At 66.4% G+C, this 13,810-nt stretch carries 16 protein-coding genes; 3 read left to right on the top strand and 13 right to left on the bottom strand.

The features are described from left to right. The 11 genes from AC1D3B_RS20350 to flgB all read right to left on the bottom strand — a co-directional run. The coding region (locus AC1D3B_RS20350) for a methyl-accepting chemotaxis protein (protein WP_478192472.1) at positions 1-1,475 on the bottom strand (1,475 nt) is incomplete at its 3' end. 58 nt (positions 1,476-1,533) lie between these two features. Continuing rightward, positions 1,534-2,052, bottom strand: coding sequence for a chemotaxis protein CheW (locus AC1D3B_RS20345; protein ID WP_478192471.1), 519 nt, complete (start codon positions 2,050-2,052; stop codon positions 1,534-1,536). A gap of 61 nt (positions 2,053-2,113) precedes the next feature. Continuing rightward, the gene (gene flgJ, locus AC1D3B_RS20340) at positions 2,114-3,130 is read right to left on the bottom strand and encodes a flagellar assembly peptidoglycan hydrolase FlgJ (RefSeq protein WP_478192470.1); all 1,017 of its coding nucleotides are present in this window, start codon (positions 3,128-3,130) and stop codon (positions 2,114-2,116) included. A gap of 7 nt (positions 3,131-3,137) precedes the next feature. Continuing rightward, positions 3,138-4,253, bottom strand: coding sequence for a flagellar basal body P-ring protein FlgI (locus AC1D3B_RS20335; RefSeq protein WP_478192469.1), 1,116 nt, complete (start codon positions 4,251-4,253; stop codon positions 3,138-3,140). A gap of 2 nt (positions 4,254-4,255) precedes the next feature. Further along, positions 4,256-4,927 carry a flagellar basal body L-ring protein FlgH gene (locus tag AC1D3B_RS20330; RefSeq protein ID WP_478192468.1) on the bottom strand — a complete coding sequence of 224 codons (672 nt, stop codon included), beginning with the start codon at positions 4,925-4,927 and terminating at the stop codon, positions 4,256-4,258. Between the two features lie 98 nt (positions 4,928-5,025). Further along, positions 5,026-5,808, bottom strand: coding sequence for a flagellar basal-body rod protein FlgG (gene flgG / locus AC1D3B_RS20325; RefSeq protein WP_478192467.1), 783 nt, complete (start codon positions 5,806-5,808; stop codon positions 5,026-5,028). Between the two features lie 38 nt (positions 5,809-5,846). Further along, entirely contained in the window at positions 5,847-6,590 is a 744-nt protein-coding gene (gene flgF, locus AC1D3B_RS20320) for a flagellar basal-body rod protein FlgF (RefSeq protein ID WP_478192466.1), read from the bottom strand. Positions 6,591-6,636: 46 nt separating this feature from the next. Further along, a complete protein-coding gene (flgE, locus tag AC1D3B_RS20315) occupies positions 6,637-7,854 on the bottom strand; it encodes a flagellar hook protein FlgE (RefSeq protein WP_478192465.1) in 1,218 nt (405 codons plus the stop codon). Positions 7,855-7,935: 81 nt separating this feature from the next. Then, on the bottom strand, positions 7,936-8,622 hold the full coding sequence (locus AC1D3B_RS20310) for a flagellar hook assembly protein FlgD (protein ID WP_478192464.1): 687 nt from the start codon (positions 8,620-8,622) through the stop codon (positions 7,936-7,938). A 23-nt stretch (positions 8,623-8,645) separates the two neighbouring features. After that, positions 8,646-9,041, bottom strand: coding sequence for a flagellar basal body rod protein FlgC (flgC, locus tag AC1D3B_RS20305; protein ID WP_478192481.1), 396 nt, complete (start codon positions 9,039-9,041; stop codon positions 8,646-8,648). Positions 9,042-9,078: 37 nt separating this feature from the next. Then, entirely contained in the window at positions 9,079-9,486 is a 408-nt protein-coding gene (gene flgB, locus AC1D3B_RS20300; protein WP_478192463.1) for a flagellar basal body rod protein FlgB, read from the bottom strand. Positions 9,487-9,645: 159 nt separating this feature from the next. Here flgB and flgA point away from each other — a divergent pair, with 159 nt between their 5' ends. The 3 genes from flgA (at position 9,646) to AC1D3B_RS20285 (ending at position 11,183) form a co-directional block, all read left to right on the top strand. Then, positions 9,646-10,356, top strand: coding sequence for a flagellar basal body P-ring formation chaperone FlgA (gene flgA / locus AC1D3B_RS20295; RefSeq protein ID WP_478192462.1), 711 nt, complete (start codon positions 9,646-9,648; stop codon positions 10,354-10,356). A gap of 84 nt (positions 10,357-10,440) precedes the next feature. After that, a complete protein-coding gene (flgM, locus tag AC1D3B_RS20290) occupies positions 10,441-10,734 on the top strand; it encodes a flagellar biosynthesis anti-sigma factor FlgM (protein ID WP_478192461.1) in 294 nt (97 codons plus the stop codon). Next, positions 10,731-11,183, top strand: coding sequence for a flagella synthesis protein FlgN (locus AC1D3B_RS20285; RefSeq protein WP_478192460.1), 453 nt, complete (start codon positions 10,731-10,733; stop codon positions 11,181-11,183). Before flgM ends, AC1D3B_RS20285 begins: the two co-directional genes overlap by 4 nt. A gap of 38 nt (positions 11,184-11,221) precedes the next feature. Here AC1D3B_RS20285 and AC1D3B_RS20280 read toward each other — a convergent pair whose 3' ends face one another. Continuing rightward, positions 11,222-12,364: a zinc-binding dehydrogenase gene (locus AC1D3B_RS20280; RefSeq protein WP_478192459.1), complete on the bottom strand. Its 1,143-nt coding sequence runs from the start codon at positions 12,362-12,364 to the stop codon at positions 11,222-11,224. 43 nt (positions 12,365-12,407) lie between these two features. After that, entirely contained in the window at positions 12,408-13,787 is a 1,380-nt protein-coding gene (gene yjjJ, locus AC1D3B_RS20275) for a type II toxin-antitoxin system HipA family toxin YjjJ (RefSeq protein WP_478192458.1), read from the bottom strand. Positions 13,788-13,810: the final 23 nt, after the last annotated feature.

Here is a 13,810-nt window from a genome sequence, read left to right as displayed (position 1 = left end):
GCAGCAGCGGCCTCTTCCACCAGGGCCGCGTTCTGCTGCGTCACCTGGTCCATCTGCGTGATCGCCTGATTGATCTGCTCGATGCCCGAGGTCTGCTCCTGGCTCGCCGCCGTGATCTCGCCCATGATGTCGGTCACCCGCTTCACGCTGCCCACGATCTCGTCCATCGTCTTGCCGGCTTCGCCCACCAGCGCGCTGCCCACGTCCACCTTGCCCACCGAGTCGTCGATCAGGCCCTTGATCTCCTTGGCCGCTGCCGCCGAGCGCTGCGCGAGGTTGCGCACCTCTGCCGCCACGACCGCGAAGCCCCTGCCCTGCTCACCGGCCCGCGCAGCTTCCACCGCGGCGTTCAGCGCCAGGATGTTGGTCTGGAAGGCGATGCCGTCGATGACGCCGATGATGTCGACGATCTTCTTCGACGAGGCATTGATCGACGCCATGGTGTCCACCACCTGGCTGACCACGCTGCCGCCCTTGACCGCCACTGCCGAGGCCGATGCAGCGAGCTGGTTGGCCTGGCGTGCGTTGTCCGCGTTCTGCTTGACGGTGCTGGTGAGTTCTTCCATCGATGCCGCCGTCTGCTCCAGCGAGCTGGCCTGCTCCTCGGTGCGAGAAGACAGATCCTGGTTGCCTGCTGCGATTTCCCTGGATGCCACGACGATCGAATCGGTCGCGGTCTTGATCCGGCTCACCAGGTCCGTGAGCGTGTCTTCCATCTCGCCCATGCCGCGCAGCAGCCGGCCGAAGTCGCCGCCGCGCCGGGTCTCGAACTCCTTGCTGAGATCGCCCGAAGCGACCGTCTCGGCGATCAGCAAGGCCTCGTCGATCGGCTGGACGATGCTGCGTGTCAGCGTCCATGCCAGGACCGAGCCGATCGCCAACGCCAGCACGGCCAGGATGATCAGGTTGGAACGCCCCGCGCGATACCGCTCATCGATGGAGGTGGCCGTCATGTCGATCTGCGCCTGCTGATGGCCCAGCATGGCGCGGATGCTCGCGTCGTAGCTCTCCAGCGTGGAAAGCAGCTTCTCTCCGCTGAGCCGCCTGGCTTCCTCCAGGTTGCCATCGGCCTTCAGCTTGAGAATCGTGTTGCGCAGCTCCACGTACTCGGCGCGCTTCTTCTTGATGTCGGCGCTCAGCGCAAGCTCCTCGGGCGAGGACAGCAGTTCTTCGAGCTTCTTCTGCGTCTCGGAGACGACCGTGCTGGTCTTGCTCATGTTCTTCTGCAGGAACTCCTGCACCTCGGGGTCGTTGCTCTTGAGCAAGGCGAAGGTGCGCACGCTGTTGGTGCTGGTGGCGAGCAGCCAGCTCGCGGCCAGGCGTTCCTTCTCGAGGGAACCACGCGCCATCTCGCGAGTGGCCTCGCCCACGCTCTGCAGGCGCATCACGCCGATACCCGCGATGATGGCCACCAGTGCCAGCACCAACGCGAAGCCGCCACCGAGGCGCGTACCGATCTTCCAGTCCTTCATCATTTCCTCCTGTCCTCAAATGTCCGTTTGTCTCTGTCCGTTGGCTATTGGCGATGGCGGCTCAGGCGGCCATCTTCTCGATCAGGCCCATGTCCTCGCTGGACATCAGCCGGTCGATGTCCACCAGGATCAGCATCCGTTCGTCCAGCGTGCCCAGCCCGATCAGGTAGTCCGTGTCCAGCACCGAGCCCATCTCAGGCGCAGGCTTGATCTGCTCGGCCGTCAGCGTGATCACGTCCGACACGCTGTCCACCACCATCCCCACCACGCGGCCTCCGATGTTCAGCACGATCACCACCGTGAACTGGTCGTAGCTCGGACTGCCCAGTGCGAACTTGATGCGCATGTCGATGATCGGCACGATAATCCCGCGCAGGTTCACCACTCCCTTGATGTACTCCGGCGCGTTCGCGATCCGCGTCACCGCGTCGTAGCCGCGTAGCTCCTGCACCTTCTGGATGTCGATGCCGTATTCCTCTTCGCCCAGCGTGAAGGTGACCACCTCCAGCCGGTTCGCATTCGCGAGGGCCGCGGAGGCCTTGCCGCCCGCGTGTCGTTGAAGGCTTGTGATCTCTGCCATGGGAATCCTTTGCGTCGGCTGTCGGGTTGTTCAGAAAGGGTGGTGCTCGGCTCGTCCGCGATCAGACGAACTTCTGCATGATGCGAACGAGCTTCTGCCCGTATTGCGGATCGGTCGCGTAGCCGGCGCGCTGCAGTCCGTGCGCGGCGGCGGTCGGGTCATCGGTGGCCAGCACATTGGCGTAGCGCGGATTGCGGGTCATGAAGCGCGCATAGTCGGTAAAGGCCTCGTCGTAGGAGGCGTAGGCACGGAACTTCGCGCGCACGCGCTGCGGCTCGCCGTCCACGTATTCGGTGGTGGTGGTCTCCACCACTGGCCCCTGCCAGCTCTTGTCGGCCTTGATGCCAAACAGGTTGAAGCTCTGCGTGCCGTCGTCCGCGCGGATCTCGCGCTTGCCCCAGCCGGACTCCAGCGCGGCCTGCGCCAGAATCAACGGCGCGGGAACGCCGCTCGCATTGCTCGCCGCCTGGGCCGAAGCGCCCATGCGGTTGACGAACTGGTCGACGTGGCCCTGCAGGTTCGCGGCGGCGGTCGATCCGTTGCCCGAACGGTCGTTGTTGACCTGGTAGAGGCTCAGGTCGGCACGCGAGGACGGTGACGCCTGGGACGGCTGCGCAGGCTGCGAAGGCGACGAACCGAGCGGAATGCCCGACTGCGCATTCAAGGGCAGGCCGCTGCGCGGCAGCAGTGACATCGCCGCGTGCTCGGTGCCGTCGTCGGACACGCCCGCGGCGACGCTGCGCTGGAGTTGCGCCAGCATCGCCTCGGCCAGCCCTACGCCGCGCCCCGACAGGCTCTGCGTGAGCTGCTGGTCGAGCATCGACGTGTAGATCTTCTCGTTCTGGGTGTCGAGCAATCCGCTCTGCGGCGACGCCTCGCGCATGCTCTTGAGCACCATGCTCATGAACATGGCTTCGAACTGCCGCGAGACCTGCTTCAGGCCTTCCTGGGGCGAGCTGCGGACGGTGCGCCGCAGTGCGTCCACACCCTGGACGTCGAGCGCGAAGCGCTGGTCCAGCGCCCCGGTGCGGCTCGCCGCGTCGGCGCCGGTCCACTGATTGGCTGCAGAGATCGCCATGGCCGACTCAGATGATCTCGAGCTCGGCGCGCAGCGCGCCGGCCGACTTCATGGCCTGGAGAATGGACACCAGGTCCGTCGGATTGGCGCCGAGCGCGTTCAGCCCCTTGACCACATCGGCGAGCGAAGCACTGCCGCGCACCATCTGCAGCGCACCGCCGGCCTGGTTGACCGAGACTTCCGAGGTCTGCGTGGCGACCGTCCTGCCGTTCGAGAACGGACCGGGCTGGCTGATCACCGGCTCGGTGTTGATGACCACCGACAGGCTGCCGTGAGCGACCGCGCAGTCGCCCACCCGCACGGTCTGGTTCATCACGACGGAGCCGGTGCGGGCATTGACCACCACGCGGGCCGCGGCCACCGTGGGGGTGACTTCGAGGCTTTCGAGGCGCGCGAGGAAATTGACGCGCTCCTGCGGCGTCTCGGGTGCCCGCACGCGGATCACGCGGCCGTCCACCGCGTCGGCGGAGCCGGGACCGAACTGCCGGTTGATTGCGTCGACCGCGCGCTGCGCCGTGCCGAAGTCGGAGCGCATCAACTCCAGCGCGAACATGCCGTCGCCGCCGACCGACGTATCGACCGCGCGCTCGACGATCGCGCCGGCGGGAATGCGGCCCGAGCTGAGCTGGTTGATCTGGACCTTGGTGCCGTTGGCCGACGCGCCCGCGCCGCCGACGACCATGTTGCCCTGCGCGATGGCGTACACCGAGCCGTCGACGCCCTTGAGCGGCGTCATCAGCAGCGTGCCGCCGCGCAGGCTCTTGGCATTGCCCATGGACGACACCGTTACGTCGATGCTCTGCCCGGGCCGCGCGAACGAAGGCAGCGTGGCCGTGACCATCACCGCCGCCACGTTCTTGAGCTGCATGTTCACGCCCTGCGGGATCGTGATGCCGAGCTGCTGCAGCATGTTGTTCAGGCTCTGCGTTGTGAAGGGCGTCTGCATCGTCTGGTCGCCGGTGCCGTCGAGACCCACCATCAGGCCGTAGCCGATCAGCGGGTTGTCGCGCATGCCCTGGATGCTCGCGAGCTCCTTCATGCGTTCGGCATGCGAAGTCGAATGGACGACCAGGGCGAAGAGAGCGCCCAGCGCGGCGGAAAGGATCGGGTGTCTGCGGATCATGATCAGAAGGGGCTGACGTTCAGGAAGAAGCGCTGCATCCAGCCCATGTGCTGGGCCTCGTCGATGTAGCCCTTGGCCGTGTATTCGATGCGCGCATCGGCCACCTGGGTCGACAGCACGGTGTTGTTGCCAGTGACGGTGCGCGGGTTCACCACGCCCGAGAAGCGGATGAACTCGGTGCCCTGGTTGATGCCCATCTGCTTCTCGCCGCTGACCAGCAGGTTGCCGTTGCCCAGCACGTCGGTCACCGTCACCGTGATCACGCTGTTGAAGTTGTTGGCCGCGTTGGCGCCGCCCTTTGCGTTCAGCGCACTGGTGCCGGACAGCTTGGCGTCCTGGCCTTCGAGCAGCCCGGTCAGGAACTTGGGAATGGTGGCGAAAGTGGCGCCCATCGCGCCTTCGCGGCTTGCGTTGGCGCCGGAGTTCTTGCTGGCGTTGAGCTTCTCGCTGATGACGATGGTCAGGATGTCGCCGATGTTGCGCGGCCTGCGGTCTTCGAACAATGCGACGTCGCGCCCTCCGGCCTGGAAGATCGCGCCCGTCGGCGAACGCGTCTGCACAGGGGTCATCGAGTCCGCACGCGCCGTCATCGGCTGATGCACCAGCGGATCGCGCGGAAACTGCGCGCAGCCGCTGCAGAGCAGGACGACACACGACAGCATGACCAGCGCCATACCAGAAACACCGCGGAACCGGCTCTGCCGGTCCGCTGGTGTTGCCCCCTGCAAGGGGGTTGGCGAAGCGACACGAAGTGCGCGAAGACTGGGGGTCATCACAGCTGCGTGAGGCGTTGCAGCATTTGATCGGACGTCTGGATCGACTTGCTGTTGATCTCGTACGCACGCTGCGTCGCGATCATGTTGACCAGCTCTTCCACCACGTTGACGTTCGATGCCTCGGTGTAGCCCTGGCTCAGGATGCCGGCGCCGTCGACGCCGGGGTTCACCAGGTTCGGTGCGCCCGACGAATCCGTCTCGTTGTAGAGGTTCTCGCCCAGGCTCTGCAGGCCGGCCGGATTGAGAAAGGTCGCGAGCTGCAACTGGCCGACCTGCACGGTGGCGGTGCTGCCAGCCTGCGTGACCGACACGATGCCGTCTCGGCCCACGGTGAGGCTGGTCGCGTTCTGCGGGATGGTGATCGCCGGCTGGATGGTGAAGCCGCTCGCGGTCACGAGCTGGCCGTCGCGGTCGGTCTGGAAGGAGCCGTCGCGGGTGTACGAGGTCGTGCCGTCCGGCATCAGCACCTGGAAGAAGCCGGCGCCGTTGATGGCGACGTCCTTCGGGTTGTCGGTCTTGGTCATGTTGCCCTGCGAGTGCATGCGCTCGGTAGCGACCACGCGCACGCCGGTGCCCACTTGCAAGCCCGAAGGCAGGCGTGTCTGGTCCGAGGTCTGGCCGCCGACCTGGCGCAGGTTCTGGTACATCAAGTCCTCGAACACGGCGCGGCTCTTCTTGAAGCCGGTGGTGCCGACGTTGGCGAGGTTGTTGGACACCACGTCGAGTTGCGTCTGCTGAGCCTCGAGGCCCGTCTTGGCGACGTAGAGGGAACGAATCATTGAATTACTCCTGCGAAGGGTTGCGGGCTGGACTCGGCTCAGCCGTAGGCCAGCAGCTTGTTGGCCGACTGGGCGTTGGTGTCGGCGGTCGTGATCGCCTTCATCTGCATCTCGAAGCTGCGTCCGTTGGCGATCATGGCGACCATGGCCTCGACGGGATTGACGTTGCTGCCTTCGATCACGCCGGCTGCGACGGTCACGGCGGGATCTACTTCGGCGGGCTGCAGCCCTTCGCGCATGCGGAAGAGGCCGTCGTCGCCGCGCACGAGATTGGCGGTGTCGGGATTGACGAGCTTCAGCTTCCCGACCGTGGACACGCCGGTTGCCGGGTCGCCCTGGCCGCGCGCCGCGATGGTGCCGTCGGAAGCGATCGTGACCGTGGACCCGGGCGGGATCACGAGCGGGCCCGCGTCGCCGACGACGGGACGCGCGCCCATGGTCATCACCTGTCCGTCGGCACCGACCTGCAGGTTGCCGACGCGGGTATAGGCTTCGCCGCCACCCGGCACCTGCACCACCAGCCAGCCGTCACCGTGCACCGCGACGTCGAGTTCACGGCCGGTCTCGGTGAGCGGACCCTGCTTGAAATCCGCCCCGGGCGTTGTGGCGGCCACGAAGGCGCGCGTGGACGACGCTTCGCCCACCACGGGCACCGCGCGGAAGCTGTTGATCTGCGCGCGGAAGCCCGGCGTCGAGACGTTCGCCATGTTGTTGGCGACCGAGGCCTGCTGCTCCATGGCCTGCTTGGCGCCGCTCATGGCGACATACAACATTCGATCCACTGGTTGCTCCTGGAAATTGAGGGCTGCGTGCGTTCAGGCGCGAAGGTCAGCGGATGTTCATCAGCGTCTGCATCACCTGGTCCTGCGTCTTCACCGTCTGCGCATTGGCCTGGTAGTTGCGCTGCGCGACGATGAGGTTGACGAGCTCGGAGGTCAGGTCGACGTTGGAGGACTCCAGCGCGCCCTGTTCGAGCGAGCCCAGCTTGGTGCCCTCGCCCGGCGTGCCGGTGAGTGCCTGGCCGGAGGCCAGCGTCTCGGCATACATGTTCTCGCCCTTGGGCTCCAGGCCGTTCGGGTTCGCGAAAGACGACAGCACGATCTGGCCCAGGAGCTGGGTCTGCTCGTTCGAGAACTTGCCGGTGATGGTGCCGTCGGCATTGATCGAATAGGAAGTCAGCTCGCCGGAGGTGTAGCCGTCCTGGTCGAGCTTGGACATGCCGTTGGCCTTGCCGAACTGCGTCGTGCCCGAGAGGTCGACGGTCATGTTGCCGGGGGCCGCGCCGGTCGTGTACGTCTGGGTCGGCAGGGTCAGCATGCCGCCGGCGGGCGCCGTGAGGTTGCCGTTGGTGTCGAAGGTCGCCGTCGTCAGCTTGGCGCCGGCATTCATCACGGCGCCGTCCATGGTGCCGTAGACGTCCCACGTGTTCGCGGTGGGCGACTTCACGAAGTACACGGCGAGGTCGTGCGGGTTGCCCAGCGAGTCGTACACCGGGCCGATCGCGTTGGAGTAGTTGAAGGTGTCGGAGTCGGTCGCGTTGAAGGGCGTCTTGGTCGGCGCCGCGTTGCGCGAATCGAAGTTGAATTCGGCCTTGACGCTGGTGGTGGCCTTGGGCGTCATGGGGGTCGTCGGGATCTGGATCGCCGTGGGCGTGCCGCCGCTGATGCCGCCGCTCGCGTTGACACCGTAGCCGGTGAGGCGCAGGCCCGAGGCGTTGACGATGTAGCCGTCCTTGTCCTTGGTGAACTGGCCGTTGCGCGAATACATGACTTCACCGCTGGCGCTGGTCATGCGGTAGAAGCCGTCGCCGTTGAGGACGGCGACGTCGAGCGGACGGCTGCTGGTCTGCGTCACGCCCTGCGTGAAGTTCTGCACCACGCCCGACACCGAAGCGCCGAGGCCCACGCGCGAGCCGGCATAGACGTCCTGGAAGGTCGCGGCGGCGGACTTGAAGCCCACGGTGCCGGAGTTCGCGATGTTGTTGCCGATGACGTCGAGGTTGGCGGCGGCCACGCCGAGCCCGCTGATGCCTTGGGAGAAACTCATGATGGGATCCTTGTTTCAATGCGATGAAAGAACGGCCCGCAACGACTGCGCTGCTGCCGGAGGAGAAGTCGTCGGGAAGCGTCAGATGTACATGCGGACGTCGGAGAGGCCGATGCTCTTGCCGTTGGCCAGTTCGAGCGTGACGCCGGTCGCGCCCTGCTTGACCGCGGCCACCTGCGCGAACGTGAGCGAAGTCGCCTGCACCGCGGCGCTGCCGTTGGCGGCAGCGACCTGGAACTGGTAGGAACCTGCCGGCACCACGTTGCCGGCGTCGTCCTTGCCGTCCCAGGTGACTGCATTGACGCCTTCGGTCATGGAACCTGCATCGATGGTGCGCACGGTCTTGCCCGTGGCGTCGACGATCTTGATCTCGACGTTGGCGGCGGACCCCGGCAACTGCACCGCGAAGGCCTGCACCGCGGGGTCCTTGCCGTCTTCCGGCTTGGTCGTGTTGAGCGTGTCGCCGGGCGACAGCACGTTGTAGCCAATGAGCGATGCCGCCTGCAGCACCTGGTTCGAGCCGGTCTGGCTCACCAGGCCCGAGAGGGTGGCGTTGAGCTTCTCGATGCCGCTCACCGTGCTCATCTGCGCGAGCTGCGAGGTGAGCTCCGCGTTCTCCATCGGATTGAGCGGGTCCTGGTTGTTGAGCTGCGTGACCAGCAGCTTGAGAAAACGCTGTTCGCTGTCGGAGTTCGAGACGCTGGCGGTGCTTGCCGCTGCGCTGGCAGCGTTCGATCCGGTGATGGAGGAGGTATCTGCGATGGCCATTGGAGGGCTTTCGTGTATGAGGTTTACTGGCCGACGGTCAGCGTCTTGAGCATCAGCGTCTTGGCGGTGTTGAGCACTTCGACGTTGGCCTGGTAGCTGCGCGAGGCGGAGATCATGTTGGTCATCTCTTCGACCACGTTGACGTTGGGCATCGCCACGTAGCCGTCTGCATTGGCGTGCGGGCTCTTCGGGTCGAAGACCATCCTGGCGGGGGATTGGTCCTCGGTCACGCTGGAAACCTTGACGCCGCCGATGTCCTGCTGGCCCGAAGCCGCAACCTCGAAGACGACCTGCTTGGCGCGGTAGGGCTGGCCATCGGGGCCGGCGACGCTTTCGGCGTTCGCGAGGTTGCTGGCGGTCACGTTCATGCGCTGCGACTGCGCGCTCATGGCGGAGCCCGCCACGCTGAAGATGTTCATGGAGGAACTGGGGTACGGCATGCGTGTCTCCTGGCGCTTACTGCTGGACCGCCGACAACAGCGTCTTGATCTTGGCGCCGAGGACCGTGAGGTTCGATTCGTAGCGCAGCGCGTTGTCGGCGAAGTTGATGCGCTCCGCATCCATCTCCACCGTGTTTCCGTCAATGCTGGATTGGCTCGGCACGCGATAGAGCAGATCCTGGTCGGGCATCGACTTCGATTCGCCCGCGAGGTGGCGCGACGAGGTGGTGGCCATCGCGAAGGACTGCGACTGCCGCCCCTGCTCCACGGCCTGCGTCAGGCGGCTGTTGAAATCGAAGTCACGGGCCTTGTAGTTGGGCGTGTCGGCGTGGGCGATGTTGGCCGCCAGCACTTCCTGGCGCTGGGCCCGGAGATTGAGTGCTTCGCGGTTGAAGCGAAGCGCTGCATCCAGCTTGTCGATCATGGTGTTCCATCGTTGGTGGCATCGCTTCCGCACGAGGCATGGCGACTGATGGAAAGCGAGTCTAGGCATGCGTCGCTTTTGCAATGGGTCGAACAAAGGGGGTTTTCTCCAGCACTTCGCACCTTCGCCTAGCGCAGTGCCTTCCTAGAATCGACCGCGATGGAATACCGCAAACACTGGATCCGCCTCGCACGCCTGGCCTTGCCGACAGTCGTGGCGGGCATGGGCGCGACCGCCGCGTTGGCCGCCGCGCCGCTGCCTGAAGCGGCGCGTTCCGCGATCGACAAGTTCCTGCAGGTTCAGACCGCAGGCCTGCCGGGCAAGGTGACGTTCAGCGTGACGACATCCGGATCGAGCGCCCTTCCTCCCTGTGACGACTTCGAGGCTTTCATGCCGGCCGGCGCCACCCCTTGGGGTCGCGTGTCCGTCGGCTTGCGCTGCCGGGGCGAGAAGCCCTGGACGCGATTCTTGCCTGCGCACGTCGCCGTGGAAGGCCGCTATTACGTGGCCGCGCGCGCGATCGAGGCGGGGCAGGCGCTCGGCGAGGCTGACATCACCGAGCGCACGGGCGATCTCAGCGGGCTGCCGCGCTCCGTCGTCACCGACGCTTCGGCACTGACCGGGGTCGTCACCGCCAACCGGATCGCCGCCGGTGCGCCGCTGCGCAAGGAGCTGATGCGCGGCGTGGTGGTGATCCAGCAAGGCCAGACGGTGCAACTGGTCGCCCAGGGACAGGGCTTCGTCGTCAGCACCGAGGGCAAGGCCATGACCCGGGCCGAGGTCGGCGCCACGGTGCAGGCCAAGACCCGGGACGGCCGCCTTTTGACAGGCGTGGCCGGCGAAGACGGGCAGATCCGGCTGGGTCAGTAGCCGGAATGCGCAATTTGTGACATATAGAGGCTAAAGATCCTGCCTGCCCCGCCGATATACGGGTCAGCCCTTTGAGGAATCATCTTGAAAATCGACCAACCCGCCCCCTCGGCCACGCCCCTCCCCCGCACTCCCAAGGCGGGCACCGCTCCCGCATCCGGCACCGAAGCCGCGGATCGCGCGAAGGGGGCGGTCACAGTGTCGGGACAGGTCCATGCCCTGCCCGCCGCGCCCGGCAGCGGCGATTTCGACGCGGCCCGCGTCGCGGCGATCCGCGAGGACATCCGCGCCGGCCGCTACCAGGTCAACCCCGAACGCATCGCCAGCGGCCTGCTGGACAGCGTTCGCGATCTGCTCGATTCCAATAAGAATCCATGAACACCATGCTGCTCTACCTCCACGCGGAGAAGTCCTGCGTCGAAGAATTCCTCACTGTCCTGGAAGCCGAAGAGCGGGCCATGTCGAACGGCCTCTTCGGCGAACTGGCGTCGATCTCCGAACAGAAGGTCCAGTTGCTGGACCGCATCGCCGAACTCGATCGCCAGCGCGAAACCGCGCAGGCGGCCCTCGGTTTCGAACCCGGCCCGGCCGGAGCCGATGCCGCGGCGGCTGCCGGCGGCGAAGCGACGCGCCAGGCCTGGGCCACCCTGCTCGAACTGGCCGAACGCGCCCGCGCCCACAACCTGCGCAACGGCTCGATCGTCTACACGCACCTCGACTTCACGCAGAAAGCGCTGCACTTTCTGCAGTCCAGCGTTCAGCTCTTCTACGGTCGGGACGGCATCCGCAAGACGACCAGCAACGGCACCCGCCTTGCCATGGGCTGATCGCCCTGCGGGCGCCGGGCGGCGCCCATTGGCCGGAATTACTTCGCCTGCTTGTTCGGATTGAGCAGGTACTTCTCGCCCGTGGCGTGCTTTGCATACGCCGCGATCGCGTCCAGGCCCAGCGCCTCGACCAGCGAAACCTCCCGGGTGTAGTGGCTCGCAAAGGTGGTCTTGAGTTCCGCCGCCACGCGCGCCTTCAGCTTCTGCGCCCCTTCGGCGCCGATCTTCTGGAGGAAGGGGAACAGCAGCCAGCCCCCCATGCCCCACGCCATGCCGAAGCCGCGGGTGAATTCCGTGGGGCTGCGATCGAGCCCGCCGTAGATATAGACCTGCTTGTGGACCGTGGAGCCATAGCGGCTGTATTCCGTGGCCGTCCTGTTGATGGCGGCTTCCATGCAGGTGAGGATCTGCCCGGCCAGCTTGCCGCCGCCGATGGCATCGAAGGCCAGCGTGGCGCCGGTAGCGACCAGCGCATCGGTCAACTCCTGCATGAAGGCCGGCGAGGTGGCGTTGCACACATATTTCGCCCCGAGGCCTCGCAGGATGTCTTCCTGCTCCTTCTTGCGAACGATGTTGACGAGGCCGATACCGTCCTGGATGCAGATGCGGTTGAGCATCTGGCCCAGGTTGGACGCGGCCGCGGTGTGCACGAGCGCCTTGTGGCCTTCGCGACGCATCGTCTCGACCATGCCCAGCGCCGTGAGCGGATTGACGAAGGACGACGCGCCGTCGGCCGGGGTCGCGCCCTCGGGCAGCGGCATGCACTGGCTGGCGTCGATGCAGCGGTACTGCGCGTACATCGCGCCGCCGATCATCGCGACGGTCTTGCCCACGAGCGCCTGCGCGGCGGGCGACGTGCCCGCGGCCACCACGACGCCGGCGCCTTCGTTGCCGACCTGCATCGACTGGTCCAGGCGCGCGGCCATGCTCTTCATCGCCAGTTCGGGGATGCTCGCGGTCACGATAGGCCTGGCGGGCGTGCCGGACGCCTTCGCGGTGCGAAGGTCCGCTGCGCCGAACAGCAGGCCGAGGTCCGACGGGTTCATCGGCGCGGCTTCGACGCGGACCACGACTTCGTTCGCGGCGGGTTGCGGGATCGGCTCTTCCTGCAGCGACAGTTCGAGTTCGCCGTTGCTGCGGACAAGGGTGCGGATCTGGAGCGTGGTGGCGGGCAGGGTCATGAGGGTCTCCGGGGCTGGGGGCGGCCAGTATAGGAGTGGGGGATCAGACCTGCTCGGCGCGCTCCTCGAGCAGCAGCGCATTGCCGGCGGCGGACGCTCTGAAGGCCTCGCTGATGCGCTTGTCGCCGGAAACGCGACGCCAGAACAGCGCGGCGGCTTTGCAAGCGACAGCCCAGACGGCGCGCTGCGACGGCAACGGCAGTGGCGGCTCGAAGGTGCGAGGGGGGACTTCCCCGCCCGGCAGCGGCGCGTAGAGCATCGGGACCATGTCGTAGACCGGTGCCAGTGCCAACTCACCCTGAGGCCTGAAACTGAGGTTGCCGAGGTGCATGTCGGTGTTGGCGATCAGCCTGCCGAACCACCAGAGGTGCTGGATACGGCGCTCGTCGACCGGGGGCAGCAGTCCGGCATGCACGAGCCGGTCCGCGATCCGCGTCCAGTCCATCGAGCTGTCGCCGATCAATGCGGCATTGACGGTTTCCAGGCTGCACAGACGGCTCCTGCCAAACATTCCGAGTCGATCGAAACGCTCCACCTCCAGGAAGGTCCGGCCGGCGTGCGCGACGATGCGACTTCTTGCGCTTTCGATGCCGGGCAAGGTGGCGGCGCATTCCAGGGCCAGGTGTTCGGCAACCAGCAGGTCGGCCCAACGCCGGACCGCAGGCGATCCATCCGCGCCCGAGAACTTCACCAGGACGTGGGGCGTCGCTTGCGGCTCCAGCGTGCGCAGCGTCGCGAACTTGGGAAACTCGCCACCGGCGCTGGACCCGGGCACGCCCGCGGCGATCGCGTGTTCGGCGAGCTGCGCATAGGCAGGTCCGACCTTCGACCCGACAAGCGGTTCAGGCGGCGCAATCTTGGCCTGCAGCCAGCGCTCGTAGGCCGGGTCGCCCAGGATCAGGCTGCCGCTCACATCCCAGCCGCTGCGGCTGAGCACGAACAGGATGTCGTCGTCCGACCACTCGCCCGGATCGGCGGGCACGGCAAGCTGGCGGTGCTCCGCCCTCGCGAACTGCCGGCCCATGTAGCCCTGCGGACGCATGTCGTAGAGCGGATACGGCAAGCCATCCCACCAGCCGTCGCGCGATTCATCGTCCACGGGCCAGCCGGTGTCCGCGATGTTCATCAGGGTGCCTTGCGGCGAGACGGGCGTGATGTGGCCGGCGAGTTCGGCGCGGCCTTCGACATCGACCTCGTAGAGCGGCAGGTCGGCCATGCTGCCTCGCAGCGGGCGACGCATGGCGTAGCGCGCGCGACGGGCCTTGCCGCTGCTGACGAGTTGCCCTTCGAGCTCCGCCAGCAGTCGATGCACGGTCGGCACGCTGACACCAACCGCTTCGGCAAGCTCGGCCGCGCTGGACCTTGGCTGGCGCGCGAGTACTGCGGCCAGTTGGTCGCGCGAGGCTTGATTGCGAGGTCGCATGCTCTTTATGAGAAGATTAATGA

The sequence above is a fragment of the Variovorax sp. P5_A3 genome, assembly GCF_056400665.1.
The sequence above is the reverse complement of the archived record's forward strand: the minus strand, read 5'-3'. Positions and strand labels throughout refer to the sequence as shown.